Origin of the sequence: Novosphingobium sp. GV079 (assembly GCF_003058045.1) — a bacterium.
In the GTDB taxonomy this organism is placed as follows: Bacteria; Pseudomonadota; Alphaproteobacteria; order Sphingomonadales; family Sphingomonadaceae; genus Novosphingobium; species Novosphingobium capsulatum.
Genome location: NZ_QBUE01000001.1, coordinates 61192 through 82344 on the forward strand (window position 1 = coordinate 61192; position 21153 = coordinate 82344).

At 68.6% G+C, this 21153-nt stretch carries 17 protein-coding genes; 4 read left to right on the forward strand and 13 right to left on the reverse strand.

Annotated elements, in window-relative coordinates:
- The first annotated feature begins 36 nt into the window (after positions 1-36).
- Together crtD and C8K14_RS00270 are read left to right on the forward strand one after the other, a co-directional pair.
- Complete coding sequence (gene crtD / locus C8K14_RS00265; protein ID WP_107715237.1) at positions 37-1593, forward strand: 1-hydroxycarotenoid 3,4-desaturase CrtD; 1557 nt, start codon at positions 37-39, stop codon at positions 1591-1593.
- Between the two features lie 65 nt (positions 1594-1658).
- Positions 1659-2432: a hydroxyneurosporene dehydrogenase gene (locus C8K14_RS00270; RefSeq protein ID WP_369974021.1), complete on the forward strand. Its 774-nt coding sequence runs from the start codon at positions 1659-1661 to the stop codon at positions 2430-2432.
- Between the two features lie 182 nt (positions 2433-2614).
- Here C8K14_RS00270 and C8K14_RS00275 read toward each other — a convergent pair whose 3' ends face one another.
- Genes C8K14_RS00275 through bchI form a run of 4 tightly spaced genes read right to left on the reverse strand, consistent with a single transcriptional unit; the run spans position 2615 to position 6385 of the window.
- Positions 2615-2794, reverse strand: coding sequence for a hypothetical protein (locus C8K14_RS00275; protein ID WP_022677068.1), 180 nt, complete (start codon positions 2792-2794; stop codon positions 2615-2617).
- On the reverse strand, positions 2791-3684 hold the full coding sequence (gene bchO, locus C8K14_RS00280) for an alpha/beta fold hydrolase BchO (RefSeq protein WP_107715238.1): 894 nt from the start codon (positions 3682-3684) through the stop codon (positions 2791-2793). The genes C8K14_RS00275 and bchO overlap by 4 nt, the downstream gene beginning before the upstream one ends.
- The gene (locus C8K14_RS00285; protein ID WP_107715239.1) at positions 3681-5393 is read right to left on the reverse strand and encodes a magnesium chelatase subunit D; all 1713 of its coding nucleotides are present in this window, start codon (positions 5391-5393) and stop codon (positions 3681-3683) included. The genes bchO and C8K14_RS00285 overlap by 4 nt, the downstream gene beginning before the upstream one ends.
- Positions 5390-6385 carry a magnesium chelatase ATPase subunit I gene (gene bchI / locus C8K14_RS00290; protein ID WP_107715240.1) on the reverse strand — a complete coding sequence of 332 codons (996 nt, stop codon included), beginning with the start codon at positions 6383-6385 and terminating at the stop codon, positions 5390-5392. The genes C8K14_RS00285 and bchI overlap by 4 nt, the downstream gene beginning before the upstream one ends.
- Before the next feature lie 195 nt (positions 6386-6580).
- On the opposite strand from bchI, the gene C8K14_RS00295 reads away from it, so the two are divergent.
- Complete coding sequence (locus C8K14_RS00295; protein WP_022677949.1) at positions 6581-7117, forward strand: TlpA disulfide reductase family protein; 537 nt, start codon at positions 6581-6583, stop codon at positions 7115-7117.
- Between the two features lie 12 nt (positions 7118-7129).
- Here C8K14_RS00295 and C8K14_RS00300 read toward each other — a convergent pair whose 3' ends face one another.
- From C8K14_RS00300 to C8K14_RS00320, 5 genes are read right to left on the reverse strand one after another with little or no spacing between them, the layout of a single operon-like run.
- Complete coding sequence (locus tag C8K14_RS00300) at positions 7130-8230, reverse strand: NAD(P)-dependent alcohol dehydrogenase (RefSeq protein ID WP_107715241.1); 1101 nt, start codon at positions 8228-8230, stop codon at positions 7130-7132.
- A gap of 23 nt (positions 8231-8253) precedes the next feature.
- Positions 8254-9720 carry an aldehyde dehydrogenase gene (locus C8K14_RS00305; protein ID WP_199223610.1) on the reverse strand — a complete coding sequence of 489 codons (1467 nt, stop codon included), beginning with the start codon at positions 9718-9720 and terminating at the stop codon, positions 8254-8256.
- Between the two features lie 7 nt (positions 9721-9727).
- The gene (locus C8K14_RS00310) at positions 9728-10612 is read right to left on the reverse strand and encodes a helix-turn-helix domain-containing protein (RefSeq protein ID WP_022676838.1); all 885 of its coding nucleotides are present in this window, start codon (positions 10610-10612) and stop codon (positions 9728-9730) included.
- Between the two features lie 32 nt (positions 10613-10644).
- Positions 10645-11883, reverse strand: a complete 1239-nt coding sequence (locus C8K14_RS00315) for a cytochrome P450 (protein ID WP_107715452.1) — start codon at positions 11881-11883, stop codon at positions 10645-10647.
- 17 nt (positions 11884-11900) lie between these two features.
- The gene (locus C8K14_RS00320) at positions 11901-14168 is read right to left on the reverse strand and encodes a TonB-dependent receptor (protein WP_107715242.1); all 2268 of its coding nucleotides are present in this window, start codon (positions 14166-14168) and stop codon (positions 11901-11903) included.
- Between the two features lie 237 nt (positions 14169-14405).
- On the opposite strand from C8K14_RS00320, the gene C8K14_RS00325 reads away from it, so the two are divergent.
- Positions 14406-15989: an AMP-binding protein gene (locus C8K14_RS00325; protein WP_107715243.1), complete on the forward strand. Its 1584-nt coding sequence runs from the start codon at positions 14406-14408 to the stop codon at positions 15987-15989.
- Here C8K14_RS00325 and C8K14_RS00330 read toward each other — a convergent pair.
- From C8K14_RS00330 to C8K14_RS00345, 4 genes are all read right to left on the reverse strand, one after another.
- Positions 15986-17344 carry an MFS transporter gene (locus C8K14_RS00330; protein ID WP_233250821.1) on the reverse strand — a complete coding sequence of 453 codons (1359 nt, stop codon included), beginning with the start codon at positions 17342-17344 and terminating at the stop codon, positions 15986-15988. The genes C8K14_RS00325 and C8K14_RS00330 overlap by 4 nt on opposite strands.
- Before the next feature lie 181 nt (positions 17345-17525).
- Positions 17526-18020 (reverse strand): sarcosine oxidase subunit gamma family protein, encoded by a 495-nt coding sequence (locus tag C8K14_RS00335; RefSeq protein ID WP_158271838.1) that lies wholly within the window; start codon positions 18018-18020, stop codon positions 17526-17528.
- Positions 18013-20892, reverse strand: a complete 2880-nt coding sequence (locus C8K14_RS00340; RefSeq protein WP_107715245.1) for a 2Fe-2S iron-sulfur cluster-binding protein — start codon at positions 20890-20892, stop codon at positions 18013-18015. The genes C8K14_RS00335 and C8K14_RS00340 overlap by 8 nt, the downstream gene beginning before the upstream one ends.
- Positions 20889-21152 (reverse strand): sarcosine oxidase subunit delta, encoded by a 264-nt coding sequence (locus C8K14_RS00345; RefSeq protein WP_107715246.1) that lies wholly within the window; start codon positions 21150-21152, stop codon positions 20889-20891. Before C8K14_RS00345 ends, C8K14_RS00340 begins: the two co-directional genes overlap by 4 nt.
- Position 21153: the final 1 nt, after the last annotated feature.

The window sequence follows — 21153 nt, forward strand, 5'->3', positions numbered from 1 at the left end:
CGGGGGTGATTCCTTTCACAAAGGGGCACGACGCGCATGGCGGCACGGGTTGCGATCATCGGCGCAGGCATTGGCGGGCTGGCAGCGGCCGCGCTGCTCTCCGCGCGCGGCCTGGCGGTGACCGTGATCGAAAAGGCCGGGCATCCGGGCGGCAAGGCGCGGCAGTTGGCCGTCGATGGCGTGCGCATCGATGCCGGCCCCACCGTGTTCACCCTGCGCGATGTGTTTGCCGATATCTTCCACGATTGCGGCGCTGACCTGGCCGATCATGTCACGATCCGCCGCGCCCAGGTGCTCGCCCGCCATGCCTGGGACGGGGACGGCCAGCTCGATCTCCATGCCGATCCCGCGCGCAGCGAGGAAGCGATCGGCGATTTTGCCGGCGCGGCGGCAGCAGCTGGCTTTCGCGCCTTCCGGGCAGAGGCGGCGCGCATCCACGGCATTCTCGACGCCACCATGCTGCGCGGATCAAAGCTCGCCTGGCCGCCCTCGCTGATGTGGCGCATCGGGCTGTGGCGGGTGGGCGATCTCCTCGCCATCCGCCCTTATGAAAGCCTGTGGAAGGTCTTGGGCGAGCACTTTGCCGATCAACGGCTGCGTCAGCTTTTCGCGCGCTATTCCACCTATTGCGGCTCCTCGCCCTTTGCCACGCCGGCCACACTGATGCTGATCGCCCATGTCGAGGCGCAGGGCGTGTGGCTGATCGATGGCGGCATCAGCGCCCTGGCCCAGGCCTTGATGAACCTGGCGCAGCGCCATGGCGCGCAGTTCCGTTTTGGCACCGGTGCGGCCATGCTGGAAACGCACAATGGCCGCGCCTCGGGCGTGGTGCTTGCCAATGGCGAGCATGTGCCAGCCGATGCCGTGATCACCAATGCCGATCCCGAAGCGCTTGCTGCCGGGCGCCTTGGCCCGATCGGCGCCATGGCGGTCAGCAGCCACGGCGTGCGTCACCGCTCGCTCTCGGCCATGGTCTGGCTCGCCCATGCCAAAACCAGCGGCTTCCCCCTGCAACGGCACAACGTGCTGTTCTCGCCCGATTACCCGCGCGAATTCAGCGATATTCGCGGCGGCCGCCCGCCCGCCGATCCCAGCGTCTATGTCTGCGCGCAGGATCGCGATGGCACCACTGCGCAAGCCGGCGGGCGCGAGCGCCTGCAGATCATCGTCAATGCCCCGGCCAACGGCGACAGCCACGCCTATAGCGAAAAGGAGAGGGACCAATGCACCTTGGCCATGCGCAAGACGCTGCGCCGCTGCGGGCTGGAGCTGGAAACGGATTGTCCCCGCATCCTGCTGACGCCGAACGAGTTCGAGACCTTTTTGCCCTCGACGGGCGGAGCGATCTATGGACGGGCCTCGCACGGCTGGGCGGCGTCATTCCTGCGGCAGGGCACGCGGACCCGGATCCCTGGGCTCTATTGCGCGGGTGGAAGCACCCACCCCGGAGCGGGGGTGCCGATGGCCGCCTTGTCGGCACGGTTGGCGAGCCGGGCAGTGCTGCAAGACCTCGCTTCGATGCGGCGATTCCACCCGGTGGCTATGGCTGGTGGTATGTCGATGCCATCAGCCAGTGCGGGCGCCACGGGCTGACGATCATCGCCTTCATCGGCAGCGTGTTTTCCCCTTATTACAAGAAAAGTGGCCGGGGCACGCCCTTGGATCACTGCGCGCTCAACGTCGCGCTCTATGGCCCCGGCGCGCGCTGGACGATGACCGAGCGCGGACGCGGCGCGGTGCGGCGCGACGCCGATTGCCTGCAGATCGGCCCCAGTGCCATGCGCTGGACCGGCAATGCGCTGGAAATCGATATCGAGGAGATGGACAAGCGCGTCGGCGTGCCATGGCAGCGTCGCGTGGCCGGGCGCGTGCGCGTCATTCCCGAGGCGATGAACGCCAAGGCCTTCGCGCTCGACCCCGAAGGCCGGCACCGCTGGCACTGCCTTGCCCCACGCGCGCGGATCGAGGTGACGATGCAGCAGCCCGGGCTGGCCTGGCAGGGCAGCGCCTATCTCGATTCCAATTTCGGCAGCGAGGCACTGGAACAGGGCTTCCGCGTCTGGCACTGGTCACGCGCCCATGGCCGCCACGGCTCCTTCGTGTTCTACGAGGGCATCCGCCGCGACGGCCGCCCCTTTGCCAGCGCCCTGCGCTTTGCCGCCGATGGCACCCCGCACGAAGAGGCCGAACTGCCACCCGTGGCGCCCCTGCCCAACACGCTATGGCAAATGGAACGCAAGACCCGCGCCGATCGCGGCCACGCCAGCGTGGTGCGCACCTGGGAAGACGCCCCGTTCTATTCCCGCTCCACCCTGCGCTCCACCCTGCTGGGCGAACCAGTCGTCTCGGTCCAGGAAAGCCTCGACATGGATCGCTTCTCCTCGCCGATCGTGCAATTCATGCTGCCCTATCGCATTCCGCGGGTGGAATAGGCCAGGGTTACACATAGCTCTTCGTCACCCCGGACTTGATCCGGGGTCCAGCTGTTCTTCTGACGCAACGCGCGCACGTCTACGACGGGCAGTGCCGAACATAATTTGGTTCGCGCAGAGGCGCAGAGGCGCGGAGATTCAGATTTTCTCGGCGCCTCTGCGCCTCTGCGCGAAATCTTTGCTCAAACAGCCGGCGGCGCCCCATCATCGCTGGCATCCGCCCGCTCCTGCTCGGCCTTGCGCGCACGGTCATGGCGGATTTCGCGGTTGACTGACCACAGCTGCCACACGCCAAAACCGATGGCGATCGCGGCGGTAAAGACGATTTCCACCCAGCCGAAATGTTGGCTCCATCCACTCATCCCACGGTCTCCCGCTGTTGCCGGGCATGGGCGTGGATCAAGGCCGCGACCAGGTCGGGCCGCTCCTCATGCGCCAGATGGCCCAGCCCAGGCAGTACCTCCAGCCGTGCATGGGGCAGCAGGGCGGCAGCCTTTTCCACCGAGGCCAGGGGCACGGCCACGTCGCCGCGCGCATGCACCAGCTGCACGGGCGCGGTAATCGCCGGCAAAGTGCGGCTCAGGGTGTCGAGATCCCAGCTGGCCATCATTTCCATCGCCCCGCCGCAATGGCCGGCATTGCCGAGCAGCGCGGCATAGCAGCGCAGGCCCTGGGCATCGAGGGCAGAGCCGGTGGCGCGGCGCAGAAAGCGTTCCGGCTCTCCCGGCAGGCGGGCAATGCCCGCCAGCATGCGCGGCACCAGCGGGTTGACGAACAGCATCCGCGCCAGCGAGGGAAACAGCTGCGCCGCCAGGCCCGAAAACGGCATCAGCGCGGGGTTGAGGCCCACCACCGGCACGCCATCGCCGCGGCCATGCACCAGTTGCAGGGCAATCGCCGCGCCGGCCGAATGGCCCACCACCACTGCCGCCACCTGGCCCAGCGCGCGCAGCAGATCATCCACCGCGCGCGCCATCGCCACCAGTGTCAGCCCGCCTTGCGGGCGCCCCTGGGTAAAGCCATGGCCGGGCAGATCGGGCGCCACTACGGTATAATCACGCGCCAGCAGCGGCATCACATCGCGCCAGCTATGCGTGGCCGCGCCGGTGCCGTGCAGCAGCAGCGCCACTGGCCCCGCGCCATCGCCCATCTGCTGTACATGCCAGGTCAGCCCTGGCGTTTCGACAAAGCGGCTGGCGGCGCGATGCGGCCAGTTCCGGCCCTCCACGGCCCAGCGCGGCCCGCTGCTCATGCCCGCGCCCGGCGTAGCGCCGGCTCTGGCGCAGTCGCCTGGGCCACGGCGGCATGCAGCGCGCGGGCATCGGCGCAGGGCAAGGGCAGATAGCGCGCGCGCATCGCCTGGGCCAGGGCCGCTGCCTCCGGCCGGGGACGCGCGGCGATATCGATCACCACGGCATCGTGGCCGGCCACGGCAATAGCGCGGGCCGCGCGCTGCGCATCATCCTGCGCGCGGGCACGGCCGCGCGCACCATCGAGCGCGATATTGGCGCTGCCATCGGTCATGAACACCAGGATCGGCGTGCCACCGCGCGCGGCCACCGCCTCTGCCAGCTGGCGCGCCAGGACCAGTCCATGCGCCAGCGGGCTGCCGCCGCCGCCGGGCAGCGCCGCCAGCGCGCGCTTGGCGCGGGTGAGCGAGCGGGTCGGCGGCAACAGCACCTCGGCCCCCTCGCCGCGAAACGCCAAGACCGCCACTTCCGCGCGCTTGACATAGGCCTGCGCCAGGATCAGCTCGGCCGCGCCCTTGGCCTCGGCCAGGCGCGCCATCGCGGTAGAGCCCGAGGCATCGACGCAGAACACCGTCACGGTGGTGCGCCGCTCCTCAAACCGGCGCACCCGCAGATCGTCGCGGCGAAAGCGGATCGGCCCGGCGCCATCGGGCGCGGGATCGCGCTGGCGCAGCGGTTGCCAGGGAATGGCCGCGCGCAGGCTGTCGATCAGGGCCAGGCGCGCCCCGCCACCGGGCAGGCCAGGCCGCGCGCCCAGCGGCCGGCCACGCCGGCCCGATCGCAAGCGTTGCCCCGAGCCACCGCCGCCACCGGTCTTGGCCCGACCCGCCTGCCCGGCGGCAATGCGATCTAGCACGTCGCGCGGGATCGCCGCGCGTGCCGCCTCGATCACCAGATCTTCTGGAATCTCTGCCCCCTCGCCCTCCTGCTCGCCATCGCGCGTGTCGCGCTCCTGCTCGGGCGGCATATCGAGCGGGGCATCAGGGGGCGGCGCACTCTCGGGCGGCACTTGCGTGGCGCGGGGCGAGAGCACCAGCCGCGCGGCCAGCGCCACATCCTCAGCATTCACGGTCGCGCGCCCCGCCAGCGCGGCATGGCCCTGCGCCACGGCGGCGGCCTGCAACATCGGCCGCATCGAGGCGATGCCCAGCGCCGTGGCGGCGGCCGCCAGCGCAGCAAGTGCCGCGTCATAGGGCGCAGGAACGCTCGGTTGTGCCGTATCTGCCACGGGGAAAGGCATTGCCAAGTCAGCCGGCCGCAGCCCATCCAGCGTGATATCAAACGCAATACGCTCCATCAACGCGGCCGGCGGGCGCGGTTCGTCCGCTGTGCCATCATCGAGCAAGACCAGGATCGGCCCGCCCGCGCCATCCATGGCCTGGGCCACGCGTCCGGCAATATCGGCACGCAGGCCCTGGGCCATCGGCACCACCAGCACCCCACCGTGCGCCGCCGCCAGCAGGCCGCGCTGGTGCACCAGCGTGCCACTTGCGAGGCTTGCAGCAATATCAGTGCCGCCGCACAGCCGCTCTTCATCGATATGGCCGGGCAGGCGATGCCACGCCGTCCCAGGCGGCAACAGCGCAGCCAGCGCCTGCGTCACCAGATCGCGCGCCGGGCCGCCGCCGCGCAGGCACAGCCCGCCAAGCGCCGTGGGGCTTTGGGCCAGCAGGCGCGCTGCCAGGAGCGCATCCGCCAGCCCGCCGGTCATGACAAGTGTTCGGCCAGCGCGCGTTCGATCCGCGCGCTCGATCCGCTTTCATCCAGCACGTCGCGGCGCAGGCGATGGCGCAGCGCCAGCGGCGCCACCGCCACCAGATGTTCGCGCCGTACCAGCTTGGCGCCCTTGAGCGCGGCCAGCGCGCGGCTGGCGCGCATCAGTGTCAATTCCCCGCGCAGGCCATCCACGCCCAGTTCGCTGCACAACAGCGCCGCATCGGTCATCACCGCATCGGGCACGGTGATCCGCGCCAGCCGCCGCTGCCCGCGCGCGATCTGTTGCAAGACCTTGTCATCCTCTTGCGCCCATTGCGCCGCAAACGCCGCCGCATCGGCATCGTGCGCGGCGCAGCGGCGCATGATCTCCACCCGCGTATCGATCGCGCGCGGGGTGCGCACTTCCACCGACAGGCCAAAGCGATCGAGCAGTTGCGGGCGCAATTCGCCCTCTTCTGGATTGCCGCTGCCGATCAGGACAAAGCGCGCGGCATGGCGCACCGACAGGCCTTCGCGTTCCACCACGTTCTGGCCCGATGCCGCCACGTCGAGCAGCAGGTCGACGAGGTGATCCTCCAGCAGGTTGATTTCGTCGATATAAAGAAACCCGCGATGCGCGCGCGCCAGCAGGCCGGGTTCATAGACCCGCTCGCCCGTGCGCAGCGCGCGTTCCAGGTCAAGCGCACCGAGCAGCCGGTCTTCGGTCGCGCCCAATGGCAGATCGACGAACGGCACCGCCTGGCGCACGGTCTTGCCGCCCGTGCACGGCCCGGGGCACTGGCCTGGCGTTTCGCAGCCAAAGCGGCAGCCCTCCACCACCAGGATCGGCGGCAGCAGCGCCGCGAGCGCGCGTGCGGCGGTGGATTTGCCCGTGCCACGATCGCCAAACACCATGACCCCGCCGATCGCCGGATCGACCGCCGCAATCAGCAGCGCCAGCTTCATCTCGTCCTGGCCGACGATCGCAGAGAAAGGGAAGCGGGCCATATGTCCAACACTCTGGACATCAATGAGTGTAAGAACAAGCAAAATCGCCATGCTTGCCGCGCCCATCCGCGCGGGACGAGATTTATGCCGAAACGGTGGGAATATCAGCGGCAAGACTGGCGACAATCGGCCCGGTGTGACAGTCTGCGCGGGCGACCGGGGGCACCGGCACCGCGCGCACCGACAGGAACCGAGATGATGCCGATCCGCTTTGCCGTTCCGCGCCGCCTGGCGATGGCTGGCGCCGCCGCGCTGCTTGCCGCCACGGCGTTTGCGCCAACCGCGCCGGCACTGGCCAAAGACCCCGTGGTCGGCCAGCCCGCCCCGCCGTTTGACCTGCGCCTGATCGATGGCACCAAGCTGTCGCTCGCCGACCTCAAAGGCCAGGTCGTGGTCCTCAATTTCTGGGCCACCTGGTGCGGCCCGTGCAAGGCGGAACTGCCACTGCTCGATCAATATTATGCCCTGCAGCAAAAGCACGGGTTGCGCGTGTTTGCCGTGACGACCGAGGATTCACTGCCCAATTACCAGCTGAAAAAGCTGTTTGCGGTCATGCACATTCCGGCGGTGCGCACGCTCAAGGGGCCCTATGCCCCACTCACCGGCGTGCCGACCAACTTCGTGATCGATCGCGCCGGCGTGGTGCGCTATGCCAAGGCCGGCGCCTTCGATCTCGATGATCTCAACAACGTGCTGGTCCCCTTGCTGCGCGAGGCGCCGCCCCAGGGTTAGAGCGCCGTAGGGTTAGGGGATCAGCACCGCCTTGACGCATTCACCGCGATGCTGCGCGGCAACGGCCTCGTTGATCTGCGCCAGGGGATAGGCCTTGATCAGCCGATCGAACGGGAAATGCCCGGCGCGATAAAGCGCGACGAGTTCGGGGATGAAGCCCTGCAGGTCGCTGTCCCCCTCGATAATCCCGATCACGCGATGGCCGAACGTGATCATGCCGGCAATGTTGATCGCCAGGGCATCTTCGGCGCGCGGCGGCACGCCGACCAGGCCCAGCGCGCCCCGGCTGGCCAGGCTCGCCAATGCTGTTTCCATCACGGCCACCCGGCCGCTGCTTTCCACGGCAAAATCCACGCCATCGGGCAGCAGCGCGCGGATCGCGGCGGCCACGTCACCCGCGCCCGGGTCGATCACGTCGGTCGCGCCAAGCTCCACGCCCAGTGCGCGCCGCGCCGCCACTGGTTCTACCAGGATGATGCGGCTGCACCCGCGATAGCGCGCGGCCATCACTGCCGCCAGGCCCACTGGCCCGCCGCCAAACACCGCCAGCGTGCTGCCCGCCGGGCAATCGAGCGAGCGCAGCACGGCGCCGGCCCCGGTCTGCAGGCCGCAGCCGAGCGGCCCCATGATCGCCAGGTCATCGCCCGCCGCCACTTTCACCACGTTGCGCCGATCGGCAATGGCATGGCTGGCGAACGAGGATTGGCCAAAGAACACCGCCGTTACCGCGCTGCCATCGCGGCTGATCGGGCTGGTGCCATCGGGCCGCGCCCCGGCATAGTTGCGCGGCACGAACTCGCGGCAATAGCTGGGCAGATGCTCGGCGCAGCGCGGGCAGTGCCCGCAGCTGGAAAAGCCCAGCACCACCGTGTCGCCGGGCACCAGGTCGGTCACCGCGCTGCCCACCGCTTCCACCACGCCGGCGCCTTCATGGCCCAGCACGGCCGGCAGCGGCAGCGGCACGAACTGATCGCGAAAGACCAGGTCGGTGTGGCACAGCCCCACCCCGGCAATGCGCACCAGCACCTCGTTGGCCTGGGGCGCGCCCAGGTCCACCGTTTCCACGCTGAAATCGCTGTGCGGCGCCACGGCCAGGGCTGCGGTGATCTTCATCGGCATCGTCCTTTCGCGGCGCCTTACAGCGCCATGATCACGGATTTGGGTTCGAGATAGGCGTCCAGCACTTCGCTGCCGTTTTCGCGGCCGATGCCCGATGCCTTCATCCCGCCAAAGGGAAAGGCGGGATCGGCCACCAGGATGCAGTTGGCAAAGACCGTGCCGGCCTCCAGCCGCGCTGCCGCATGGTGCGCGGTGGCATGGTCGCGCGTCCACACATGCGCGGCCAGGCCATAGGCGCTGTCGTTGGACAGCGCGATCGCCTCGTCCAGGTCGTCGAACGCGGTCACTGCCAAGACCGGGCCAAACACCTCTTCGCGTGCCACCTCGGCATCGGGTGGCACATCGCGCAGCACGGTCGGCGCCAGGAAATGCCCGGTTTCCGGCAGTGTCACGCGGCGTTCCACCGCGGCAATGCCGGCGTCCCGTGCGCGCGCGACAAAGCCGGCCACACGCGCCTGCTGCCGCGCGCTCACCAGCGGGCCAAGCTGGCTCTCGCGATCGGCGCTCGGCCCCAGGCGCAGCGCGGCGCCCACATCGGCCAGCCCATCGAGCACCTGGTCATAGATCGAGCGGTGCACATAGGCGCGCGACCCGGCATAGCAGATCTGCCCACTGTTGAAGAAACAACCCATCGCCACCTGCGGGATCGCCTTGGCCAGATCAGCGTCGGCGCAGACGATGGAAGGAGACTTGCCGCCCAGTTCCAGCGTCACGCGCTTGAAATCGGGCACGCTCGCCGCCAGGATCGCGCCGCCCGTGGCGGTGGAGCCGGTGAACGCCACTTTGGCCACGCCGGGATGGCGCGATAGCGCCGCACCCGTGGCGCCATCGCCGGTCAGCACGGTAAACACGCCGGGGGGAAAGCCCACCGCGCGGGCCAGTTCGGCCAGGCGCAGCGCCGACAGCGGGGTTTCCGCTGCCGGCTTGAGGATCAGCGTGCAGCCCGCCGCCAGGGACGGGGCGATCTTCCACATCGCCAGAACCAGCGGGAAATTCCACGGCGTGATCGCCGCGACCACGCCCACCGGCTCGCGCCGGGTATAGACGTGATAGTCCCCCGGCGTGGCGCTCAAGGTGCCCGCCCGCCCGGCCAGCTTGGATGGCCACCCGGCATAGCAGCGCAGCCAGGCGATGGCCGAAGGAACATCGACGGTTTCGGCCATGGTCAGCGGCTTGCCGGTATCGAGCGCTTCCAGCGCCGCCAGGCGCGGCAGGTCTGCCTCCATCGCATCGGCCAGGCGGTGCAGCAGCCGCTCGCGCGCCAGCGGGGCCAGGTCGCGCCAGGCCGGCGCCACCAGCGCGGCGCGCGCGGCAGCTACGGCGGCGTCAACGGCCGCATCGCCGGCCAGCGGCACTTGCGCCACGGTGGCGCCGGTACTCGGGTCTTCCACATCGACCGCGCCGGTCGCGGGCAGGATATCGTCTCCCACCCGCAGGCGCAGGTCCGGCAGGGCAAGATCGGCAAAGCCGGGCTGCATCGTCATGAGGCGTTCAATTCCTGGTGCGTTTGCGGAAATCGCTCGGCGCCTCGCCGGTGAACTGGCGAAAGGCGCGGGTGAAATGGCTCTGGCTGGTAAAGCCCAGGCTTTCGGAAATGGCGGCGATGGAAAGGTCGCTCTGGTGCAGCATCTGCTGCGCCTTATCCAGGCGGGTCTTCATCACATACTGGTGCGGCGAAAGGCCGGTGGCCTTGCGAAACACGCGACAGAAATGCGAGGGCGTCAGCCCCGCCACGGCCGACATTTCCTCCAGCGAATGCTGCGCTTCGGGCTTTTGCAGGATCGCGTTCATCACATGGTGGATGCGATAGGACGAGAACGAGGAAATCGGGATATCCTGCGCCGTCACCGAATTGGCCCCACGCAGGATATGCGCTTTCAGCGCATTGACCAGCGCGCCGATATAGACCTCGCGCTCAGCGCTTTGCGGGGCATAGAGTTCGGACAAGACCTGCCGCGTCAACGCCGCGCCCAGCGGATCGGAAAAGGCAAAGCGCATGGTGCGGAACTGGTCGGCCGCCGGCGCGCGCTGCAACTGCTGCGACGACACGCTCAGCGTCACCACGTCGAGTTCGCCATCCACCAGCCAGCCGGTCTGCTGGCCCGAGGGCACGATCGTGGCGCAGCCGGGCATCGAGGCGTGCTCGCTCCACCCGCCGTTGAGCCAGGTGCGGTTGTGCTGCTGCCCGGCGATATGCATGGTATAAAGCGGCTCGGGCAGGGCCGGCACGGTGTAGGAGCCGACGAACTGGCGCCAGCGGCACAGCTGCCAGCCATCCTCGCGCGAGCCCAGCTGCATGTCCGGCCCCCGCCCCAGCGCATCGGAAATGATCGCCTCGTTGGTGCCCGCCGGATTGAAACGCGGCAATTCCTGCATCCCATCTCTCCCGCCATGCGGTGCCGCCTGCTTCATCCTGCCACCAGCGTCACGTCCAGGTTCTTGAGCCCGTTGATGAAGTTGGAACGGAACCGGCGCGGGGCCGAAACCAGCTCGAACCCTTTGACCCGCTCCGCCAGCAGGCGAAACGCCACCCGCAATTGCATCTCGGCCAGCCGCGAACCGATGCACACGTGCTGGCCGCTGCCGAATGCCAGATGCTGGATATTTCCGCGCGTGATGTCAAAGGTGTCGGGATCGGCAAACACGCTTTCGTCGCGGTTGGCGGCGGTGTACCACAGCACAACCTTGTCACCCTTGGCGATGGCCTGGCCGCCCAGCACGGTATCGGCGGTGGCCGTGCGGCGCATGTGCATCACCGGGCTGGCGTGGCGCACCATCTCGCGCACCGCCGTGGCCAGGATCGCGGGATCATCGCGCACCATCTGCCACTGCGCGGGATGGGCGGCAAAGTTCACCACCGTGTGGCTCAACGAATTGCGCGTCGTCTCGTTGGCGCCGACCAGCGCCAGGATCATGTTGCCCACGAAATCGCGAAACTGCACCGGCTGCCCGTTGATCTCGGCATTGGCGAGCAGTGTCGCCAGGTCTGCCCCGGGCTGGTGGCGGCGCGTGTCGAACAGGGCCTGCATCAGGGCAAAAAAGCTGCCGAGCACTTGCGCCATCTGCTCCGGGCTCTGGCGAAACTCGGGGTCATCCTCGCCGACAAAGGCGTTGGTCCAGTCATAAAGGTCATGCCAGCCGATCTCGGGCGGCAGATCGAACAGCTCGCACAGCGTCATCAGCGGCAGCGGCGCCGACAGCGCCTGGACCAGGTCCACCGGCTCGCCCAGCGGGATGGCATCGAGCAGGGCGCGGCAGCGCTGCGTAATGCGCTCTTCGATCCCGGCCAGGCGGCCCGGCGCAACCGCCGGCATCATGAACTTGCGATACTGCGTGTGGACCGGCGGATCGATCGAGATGAACGGAATGCCGATCGCGCTTTCGCCCGCCCCGGTAAGGCCCACCTCGTTTTCGTTGAAAATGCGGTGGCCGCCATTGGCATGGGCCGAGGAATAGAGCAGCGGCTGGCGCGATACCTCGACGATATCGGCATGGCGCAAGACCGCCCAGAACCCCGGCCCGTCCGCTTCCGCATTCCAATAGACCGGCTCATCCGCGCGCACCTGGGCAAACAGGTCGTGCGGCACCCCGGCTACATAGAGATCGGGGTTCTTGAAATCGGGCCGGGTGCTGGTCGCTGTGGTCATGGCCGGGGTATCCTGCATCAGAACGTGACCCTGGCGCTGGCGCCGAACGTGCGCGGGGCCGATTGCACCAGGAAGTTGTAGGGGAAGCCCGCGCCGCGCAGATCGAGCCCATAGGCATAGGTGCGCGCGTTGAAGGCATTCTTGATCCATGCCCGCAGTTGCAGGTTGGCGTGCTGCCAGGTGATCTGGCCGTTCACCTTGGCATTGGCGTCCTGCTGCAATTCGGCGTTGTTCTGCGCCGTGCCGGCAGCATTGGTCAGGTTGAACGGCGTGAAATACTGGTGCCCGGCATAGGCCACGTTGGGCGACAGCGTCACGCGATCGGGCCCATTGTCGAGCAGCACGATATCGGCACCGAGTTGCGCGGTCACGTGCGGGGCAAACGGCAGGTCGTTGCCGGCGAGGTTGGTGCCCTGGAGCGTCAGTTCCTTGTACGTGGCATGCAGCAGGCCCACCGACCCGTTGATCGAAAAGCGCGTGCTCGGCGTCCAGGTAAACTCGCCTTCCGCGCCATAGATTTCCGACTTGGGCGCATTGACCAGGATCGAAACCGGGCCGGGGCGCGTGTCCTGCAGCTGCTGGTTGGAATAGTCGTAATAGAATGCCGCGGTCGAGAACGACAGCGTGCGGTCAAACAGCCGGCCCTTGAGCCCCACTTCATAGGCGTTGACCGTCTCGGGCTTGACGAAGTTGATCCCCGCCGAAGAGGTATAGGAACCGCCGTTGAACGCGCCGGAGCGATAGCCCCGGTTATAGCTGACATAGCCGAGCAGCCCGCTGTCCCACTTGTAGCTGAGCGCGGCGCGGCCGGTGAAGGCGTTGTTGTTGCCATCAAGGTTGTAGCGCGCGTTGGGATCATAGGCGCAGGTGCCCGGCCCGGTTGCGCATGGCACAGTCGTGGCCAGCGGCGTTTCGCCCGCGCCGAACCCGCCGGCAAAGAGATAGGCATAGCCATCGCGATAGCGCGCCTTGTCCGAGGTGTAGCGCCCGCCGAGCGTCAGCGTGAGGCTGCGCGTCAGGCTGTAATCGCCCTGGGTGAACCCGGCGATGGAAAAGCGGCTCTGGCGAAAGTGCTGGAAAAAGCCGCCGTTCACACCCGGCGCCAGCGCGCTACCGATGTTGAAATCGTTGTCGGTGATCGTGCGGTCCCAGCCATAGAACACGCCCGCCACCAGCTTGAGTTTGTCAGACGAATAGTTGACGCGCGCTTCTTCGGCGAACTGGCGGAAATTGGATTTCCAGTTGATGAAGAGAATATCGGCCGGCGCGCCATCGGCATTCTGCCCCATGTCCAGGCTGCCACCATCGTATGAAGTGATCGAGGTAAGCGTGACAGCGGGCGAGAGTTCATAGGAAACGTTGGCGGCAACGCCCCAGGCGCGGGTGCGGAAATCGCCCAGGTTCTTCTCGTTCACCTCGAAGAAGCCCAGACCGGTGCGGGCCGCCTGCAGGCCGATCGTGCCGGCGCCCACGGGATTGTCGCGCCCGGCATAGGCGCGGATCTTGATGTCGAGGCCCGAACCGGTCGGCTTGATGCGCAGGGCGACGCGGCCTTGCAGGGTATCCTGGCTCATCGCATCGCGGCCGCCGGGATAGACATTGTGGATCTGCCCGTCCCCCTTCACATAGTTGATCGCGGCGCGCAGGCCCACCTGGTCATCGGCCAGGGTGGTTTCGGCCGCACCCTGCGCGGTAAAGGTGTTGAAGTTGCCATAGCCCACTTCGGCATAGCCATTGCTGCCCGAAAGCGAGGGCGTGCGGGTGATAAAGTTGATCGCCCCGCCGGTGGTGTTGCGGCCAAACAGCGTGCCCTGCGGCCCGCGCAGCACTTCCACCCGATCGAGATCGAACAGGCCCATGCCATGGCTGGCGCGCGCGGCGAGATAGACGTCGTCCATATAGACGCCAACCGGCGAAACCTGGTTGGAATTGTATTCGTTGGCCACCGAAATGCCGCGCATCGAGAAATTGGGCTGCGCCGCGCCGAAATTGGTGCTGACCTGCAGATTGGGCACCGCCTGGGCGAGGTTGGCCGAATTGGTCACGCCCTTGGCCACCAGGCCCTGCGCCGAAACCGCCGAAATCGCCAGCGGCACGTCCATCACCGATTGCGCGCGGCGCTGCGCCGTCACCACGATTTCGCCAACGGCCGGCGCCGGCGTGGGTGCAGCATCCTGGGCGGCGGGGGCATCCTGGGCCAGCGCGACGCGCGGCGCGGCGGTGGCGGCGGCCAGCGCGGCAAGGCTGGCCAAGACGTGAAACTGCGCGCGGGCAGATGCCTTCATGATTCCTCTCCTCCCGTCCTGCTTGGGCCGGGTCATTCTTGTTGTTGGCGTGAAGACAGCGGCACTATGCCAGTGCCTGGGCCGCCGTCCTCATTGGCCTGTTCTAGCCGCGCGGCGCGGCACTGGCTTTAGTCGTGGTTGTCGCCGATTTGTGCATTTCCTGCTCTGCGCTTGCCTGATCGCGCGTGGAGCGGCTTGTCGGTGGCAACGGCCAGGGCAGCGACCCCGGTGCCCGTCATGGAAGAGGAATCACCGGTGTTTCACCCCCGCGCCCACGCCCAGACCAGCCCCGACAAGGCCGCCTGCATCTTTGCCGATGCCACGGCCGGCCAGCCGCCCGTGCTGACCTATGCTGCACTCGAGGCTGCAGCAAACCAGGGCGCGCAGGCGCTGCGCCGGCTGGGCCTGGCGCGCGGAGACGTGATCGCGGTCATGCTGCACAACACGGCCGAGGTGTTCACCATTGGCTGGGCGGCAGAGCGCAGCGGGCTTTATCTTACCAGCATCTCCACCCGGCTCAGCCCGGCAGACGCTGCCTATATCGTCGCCGACAGCGGCGCCAAGCTGCTGGTCGTGGCCGATGCCCTGGCCCCTCTGGCGGCGCAGGTGGCGCAGTTGCTCGCCGCGCAAGGCACGGCGGTTACAGTGCTGCTGACCGGCGCGGGCGGCAATGGCCTGCCCGGCTGGGCGCCACTGGCCGCGGCCATGCCCGCTGCCCCGGTGGGCGATGAAAGCCCGGGCGCCGACATGCTCTATTCCTCGGGCACCACGGGGCGGCCCAAGGGGGTCAAGCCGGCCTTGCCCGATGGCGTGCTGGGTGATCCCACGCCGCTGGTGAGCATGGGGCAGGCGCTCTATGGCATGGCGGCAGACACCGTCTATCTCTCCACCTCGCCGCTCTATCACGCCGCGCCGCTGCGCTGGGCGATGACCATCCACCGCCTCGGCGGCACCGTGGTGGTGATGGAAAAGTTCGATGCCCTGGCCGCGCTCGCCCTGGTGGAGCGCTGGCGCGTGACGCATGGCACCTGGGTGCCCACCCATTTCGTGCGCCTGCTCAAGCTCGATCCGGCGCAGCGCGCGCGCCATGATCTGTCATCGCTGCGCGCGGCGATCCATGCCGGGGCGCCCTGCCCGGTGACGGTCAAGCAGGCGATGATCGATTGGTGGGGGCCGATCGTGCACGAATACTATTCGGGCACCGAAACCTGCGGGATCACCGCGCTCGGCGCCGCCGAATGGCTCAGCCATCCCGGATCAGTGGGCCGCGCCGTGCTGGGCGAAGTGCATATCCTTGACGATGATGGCCATGAACTGCCCATCGGCACGCCGGGCAATGTCTATTTCGCCAATGGCCCCGCCTTTGCCTATCACAACGATCCGGCCAAGACCGCCGCCGCGCTTTCGCCCCATGGCTGGGCGACGCTGGGCGATATCGGCTATCTCGATGCCGATGGGTTCCTCTATCTGACCGATCGGAAGCATTTCATGATCATCTCGGGCGGGGTCAACATCTACCCGCAAGAGATCGAAAACCTGCTGATCGGCCATGAAGCCGTGGCCGATGTCGCCGTGGTCGGCGCGCCCGATGCCGATCTGGGCGAAGTGGCCGTCGCCGTGATCCAGCCTGCGCCGGGCGTGGTGGCCGACGATGCCCTGGCCGCCAGCATCACCGCCTTTGCCCGCGCCGGGCTGGGCGCGATCAAGACGCCCAAGCGCATCCTGTTTCGCGACACTCTCCCGCGCGAACCCACCGGCAAGCTGATGAAAGCCAGCCTGATCGCCGAATTGCGCGCCGCCGCGCCGCCAAACCCGCGTTAGGCGGCGTGGTCACCGGCCGTGGCGCGCGCCTGTTCGGCCAGGATATTGCGCGTCGCGGCCCAGTAATGCCACGCGGCCCACAGGCCGGTGGGTGCCAGGATCAGCAGCGCAATGCGCAGTGATGCGGCATCGGCGCCATGGCCGCCGGCCATATGGTCGCTGACCAGGCCGACGAACTGCGGCGCGATCACCAGGTTGGCAATATTGGCCATGAGCAGCGTTAGCGCGCAGGCCGTGGCGCGCATCTGCGCCGGCACCACGTTCTGCAACAGGCCAAACGAAGGGCCGATGTAGAAATACATCGCCGGCACGAACAGCCACAGACACAGCTTGGCCACGCCCAGATCATGCGTCCAGAAGATGAAGAACGATGGCACGGTGATCACCGCCACCACCACCGCCATCAGGATCAGCACGCGGCGCGGATCGGCCATGGCCTTGCTGGCCATCAGCACGGCCGTGGCCACGGTTGCCAGGCTGCCGGCGATCAGGTGCATCGGCCCCAGAATCTCTCCCGCCTGGCCCGCCGTCAGGCCATAGGCGCGCTGCAGATAGGTGGGCGTCCACCACATCAGGCCCCAGCCCCACAGCGCCGTCACCGCGCCGCCCATCATCAGATGCATGGTGGCGCGCTGGCGCAGCAGGAACGCCAGCGCGCGCCACAAGGGCAGGCGCGGCGCGGCAGGCTCGGTATCGGCTGCACGCGGCGCATCCATCGCCCCGCGGCGCGGCTCGCGCACGGTCAGGAAAATCAGCGCCGCCAGCACCACGCCGGGCACGCCCAGCGCCAGGAACGCGTGGCGCCAGCCATAGAGATCGGCCACGCGCCCGGCCACGTCTGCCCCGATCCACGCCCCCAGGCACGACCCCAGGGCATAGACGGTCAGCGCCGCCGGTCGCTGCGCCGGCCGGAAATAGTCTGCCAGCATCGAGGTCGATGGCGGGGTGCCACCGCTTTCGCCGATGCCCACGCCAATGCGCGCCAGCAGCATCTGCCCGAACGTGGCAGACAGCCCGGTCAGAATGGTCAGGCCCGACCACAGCAGCAGCGCGCCGGAAATGATGTTGCGCCGGTTGAAGCGGTCGGCCAGCGCCGACACCGGAATGCCGATCGTCACATAGAACAGCGCTAGCGCCACGCCGGTGAGCAGGGCCACACCCGAATCGGTCAGCTTGAGATCGAGCCGGATCGATTCCATCACCGTGGTAATGACATAGCGATCGGCAATGTTCATCGCATAGACCAGCGACAGCAGCACCAGCACATACCATTGCCGGGCCGATGCCACAGGCGCAGGCCCGCGCGCACCCGTCACGGGCGGAACCGGGGCCAGCATTGCCTCACCATCGCGCATTGTCTTTTCTCCCCGGCGGCCGATTGCATACTGGCCTGCTCGTACACGCTTTTTCCGCTCGGGCTGAGCGATCAATTCATCACTCCCCGTCACCGTTCGGGCTGAGCTTGTCGAAGCCCCCCTGGCCTAGGCGCCGCGCCACACGCCCTGCGACAGGCTCAGGGCGAACGGAGTGCCAGGGTCATGCCGGCGTATCTACCCTTGCCGCCACCTCGCGCCAGCGCGCGATCAGGCCATCGGCGAGGCTCGCCGGCACCAGCGCGTCGCAGCGATCGGGCGCCACCACGTTAAGGCGCACCGCCACATGCGCGATTACCGTGGCGGCCGTGCAGCCCGGCGCAAACGCGGGATTTTCGGCATCGAACACGCCATCGTGCATCAGCAGCCCGCGCCAGCCGGCACCCACCAGCCGCACCCGCACCAGGCCGCCGCCAATCGGCGTCACCGCGCCATGATCCGCCACGGCCACATCCAGCGCGGCGCGGTCGATCGCGGCGCCTTCCACCAGCCACACCGTCGGTTCAAAACGCATGGCGCGCAGGTGATCATCGCCAGCGCTGCGCCCCGAAGCCGGCAGCGCAAAGCCCAACACCTGTGCCACCGCCGCCGCGCCCGCCGTATCCCACAGCTCCAGCGCCAGCACATCGGCGGCATCGTGGACCGAAAGCTCAATCACGATAGCGCGCCCCTTCACGGTCATAGAACACCGGATCGCACACCCGCACCGGCACGCGCAGGTTCCGCGTGGCCGACCAGGCCAGCAGTTCCTGGCCATGGCGGGCCGTGCCATCGATCAACAGCGCCAGGCCGATCCAGCCCTCACCCGCCACGCGCGGCGCGGCGGTGGTCACATGGCCCAATGGTTCCAGCCCTTCCTGCGTCACCAGCATGGCGCCTTCGGGCAGGGCCTGGCTGCCGATCACCGTCAGGCCCACCAGCTGGCGGCGCCCGCTGGCCGTGGCGATCGCCGGGCGCTGCTGCCCCTGCCAGCCGACAAAACCGCCACTCTTGCGCAGCATGCCGCCCAGGCCAATGTCCTGCGCGCTGACGCGCCCGTCCACTTCGGCGCCGATCACCACGTGGCCCTTTTCCACGCGCAAGTGGTCCATGGCATCCAGACCATAGGCGCCGCCGCCCGCCGCCACCGCCGCGCCGTGCAGCGCATCCCACACCGCGCGCAGCTGGTGCCCGGGGGCATAGACCTCGAACGCGCGCTCCCCGCTATAGCTTGCCGCCAGGATCAGCACGTCCACCCCGGCCAGCACCGCGCGGGTGCAGCGCATGTGCGCGGGTGCCTCGGCCCCGGTCAGCCCGGCCAGCACGCGCGCCGCTTGTGGCCCGGCCAGCGCCACCGCGCCCAGATGCTCCTGCACGTTGACCACGCTGACCTTCAAATGCGGCACCATCACGTTGCGCAACCACGACAGGTGCTGCGCCATGCGGTCTGCCCCGCCGGTCGAACTGGTCAGGAGATAGCGCTGCTCGGCCAGGCGCCAGGCGGTGCCATCGTCCATCACCAGGCCATCTTCGCGCAGCATCACGGTATAGCGCCCGCGCCCCACCCCCAGGCGGCCGATCGTGGTGGCGCAGGCCATTTCGAGCAACGCGGCGGCATCCGGGCCACTCACCTCGAACGTGGCCAGCGTGGAAACATCGACCATGCCCACGCTTTGCCGCACCATCCGCGCCTCGCGCAGCGATGCCACGCCCAGGCTTTCCCCGGCGCGCGGATAGCTGCGCGGGCGAAACCAATAGCCCACCGGCTGCCACGCCGCGCCCAGATCATCGTGCGCCTGGTGCAGGCGCAGGCGCCGGACTGGCCCGGCATGCTCGCCCACCGCCGCCCCGGCAAACGCGCCTAGCGTGGTGGGGGTATAGGGCGGGCGAAACGTGGTTAGCCCGGCCTGGGGAATATCCACGCCCTGCGCCTGCGCCAGCCGGGCGAGCGCCGCCATATTGCCGGTCTTACCCTGGTCGGTACCCATGCCCAGCGTGGTATAGCGCTTGAGATGCTCGACCGAGCGATAGCCTTCGCGCCAGGCCAGATCGATATCGCTGAGCGTCACATCGTTCTGGAAATCGACAAAGACCTTGCCGCGCGCGGCCTGCGGCACCGCTGCGGCGCCGGCCGGCGTGCCCATGCCCAGCGGATCGTCCACGGCAAAGCCGCGCGGCGCCCCGCCGCTGCCCGCGGCCCAGCCCTGCGCCAGGATCGCGGCCAGGTCGTGCCCGCCCGCCGCCGCGCCGATGCTGGCCTGCGCCTGCCGCGCCGTGCCGGGCACAAAGGCTTGGGCCGCCGCGTCCCACGCCAGGTCGCCCCCGGCCTGCTTGTGCAGATGCGCGACCGGGGTGAAACCGCCCGACATCGCCAGCAGATCTGCCGCCATGCGCTGTTCGCCGCCGCCCACCTGCGCGATCACCGTCGCCAGCCGCCGGCCCCGCGCGCGGGTATCGATCGGCCGGGCGTCGGTCAGCACGGCAAAGCGGCCGCGCGCCTGCTCGACGATGGCACTGTCAGGCGCGGGGCGGCTGTCGAGCACGGCCACCACCTGCGCCCCGGCATCGGCGAGTGCAAAGGCGGTGCGATAGCCATCGTCATTGCTCGTCGCCACCACCGCGCGGCGCCCCGGCACCACGCCATGGCGCCGCACGTAAGCGCGCACGGCCTGCGCCAGCATCACCCCAGGGCGGTCGTTGCCGCCAAAGGCCAGCGGCCGCTCGATCGCGCCGGTGGCCAGCAAGACCTTGCCGCAGCGCACTTTCCACAGGCACTGCACCGGCGCAGCGGCCGCCGGCACCTGCCCCGGCTCGGCAAGGCGCTGCACCACCGAAACCAGGTTGCCATCCCAATAGCCGGTCGCCGTGGCGCGCAGGAGCACGCGCCCGCCGCCCGCGCGAATCTGCGCCACGGCCTGCGCGGCCCAATCGCCGCCCGCCACGCCATCGATGCGCACATCCTCGCGCAGCAGCGCCCCGCCGGGCAGCGCGTCCTGCTCCACCAGCATCACACGCTGGCCCGCCTGCGTCGCGGCCAGTGCGGCAGCCAGGCCCGCTGGCCCGGCGCCCACCACCAGCACGTCGCAAAACGCGGCGCGGTGGTCGAAACTGTCGGGATCGGCATCGGCCGGTGCCGGACCCAGGCCAGCGGCCTTGCGGATGAACCGCTCATAGACCATCCAGCGGCGCGGCGGCCCGAAAAAGGTCTTGTAGTAAAAGCCTGCCGGGATCAGTCGCGATGCCAAGCCATTGATCGCGCCCACGTCAAACGCCAGGCTGGGCCAGACATTCTGGCTGCGCGCCACCAGGCCTTGATAGACGAACACGTCGGTGGCGCGGGTATTGGGTTCCGCCCGCCCGCCTTCGCCCACGGTGACCAGCGCCGATGGTTCCTCCACCCCGGCCGCCATGATCCCGCGCGGGCGGTGATACTTGAAGCTGCGCGCCACCACGGCAACGCCGTTGTCGAGCAGCGCCGCCGCCAGGGTCTGCCCCGGCCGCGCGGCATAGGTCTTGCCGTCGAACGTGAACGTCAGCGCAGCGCCGCTCATGGCAGCACCGCCGGGGCCAGCGGGCGCACCGCCACGATGGCATGGGTCATGCGGTGGCGGCGCAGTTCCAGCCAGCCACGGCAACCCAGGGTGTGGCGCCAGATCTCGTCTTCCTCGCCGCGCGGATTGGCGCGGGCATAGAGCGTGGCCATCGCCGCGGCCGGCGTGGCATCGAGCGGCACCACGCTGTCGCGCGTGCGCTCATAGGTAAACTCTTCCTGCGCGCGCGGCCCGCAATGGGGGCAATCGATCAGCATCATG

What these genes read in the sequence shown, in the direction of transcription:
- crtD (WP_107715237.1), top strand. Translation starts at nt 37, where the DNA reads ATGGCGGCACGGGTTGCGATCATCGGCGCAGGCATTGGCGGGCTGGCA.
- C8K14_RS00275 (WP_022677068.1), bottom strand. Translation starts at nt 2,794, where the DNA reads ATGAGTGGATGGAGCCAACATTTCGGCTGGGTGGAAATCGTCTTTACC.
- bchO (WP_107715238.1), bottom strand. Translation starts at nt 3,684, where the DNA reads ATGAGCAGCGGGCCGCGCTGGGCCGTGGAGGGCCGGAACTGGCCGCAT.
- C8K14_RS00285 (WP_107715239.1), bottom strand. Translation starts at nt 5,393, where the DNA reads ATGACCGGCGGGCTGGCGGATGCGCTCCTGGCAGCGCGCCTGCTGGCC.
- bchI (WP_107715240.1), bottom strand. Translation starts at nt 6,385, where the DNA reads ATGGCCCGCTTCCCTTTCTCTGCGATCGTCGGCCAGGACGAGATGAAG.
- C8K14_RS00295 (WP_022677949.1), top strand. Translation starts at nt 6,581, where the DNA reads ATGATGCCGATCCGCTTTGCCGTTCCGCGCCGCCTGGCGATGGCTGGC.
- C8K14_RS00300 (WP_107715241.1), bottom strand. Translation starts at nt 8,230, where the DNA reads ATGAAGATCACCGCAGCCCTGGCCGTGGCGCCGCACAGCGATTTCAGC.
- C8K14_RS00305 (WP_199223610.1), bottom strand. Translation starts at nt 9,720, where the DNA reads ATGACGATGCAGCCCGGCTTTGCCGATCTTGCCCTGCCGGACCTGCGC.
- C8K14_RS00310 (WP_022676838.1), bottom strand. Translation starts at nt 10,612, where the DNA reads ATGCAGGAATTGCCGCGTTTCAATCCGGCGGGCACCAACGAGGCGATC.
- C8K14_RS00315 (WP_107715452.1), bottom strand. Translation starts at nt 11,883, where the DNA reads ATGACCACAGCGACCAGCACCCGGCCCGATTTCAAGAACCCCGATCTC.
- C8K14_RS00320 (WP_107715242.1), bottom strand. Translation starts at nt 14,168, where the DNA reads ATGAAGGCATCTGCCCGCGCGCAGTTTCACGTCTTGGCCAGCCTTGCC.
- C8K14_RS00325 (WP_107715243.1), top strand. Translation starts at nt 14,406, where the DNA reads ATGGAAGAGGAATCACCGGTGTTTCACCCCCGCGCCCACGCCCAGACC.
- C8K14_RS00330 (WP_233250821.1), bottom strand. Translation starts at nt 17,344, where the DNA reads ATGCGCGATGGTGAGGCAATGCTGGCCCCGGTTCCGCCCGTGACGGGT.
- C8K14_RS00340 (WP_107715245.1), bottom strand. Translation starts at nt 20,892, where the DNA reads ATGAGCGGCGCTGCGCTGACGTTCACGTTCGACGGCAAGACCTATGCC.
- C8K14_RS00345 (WP_107715246.1), bottom strand. Translation starts at nt 21,152, where the DNA reads ATGATGCTGATCGATTGCCCCCATTGCGGGCCGCGCGCGCAGGAAGAG.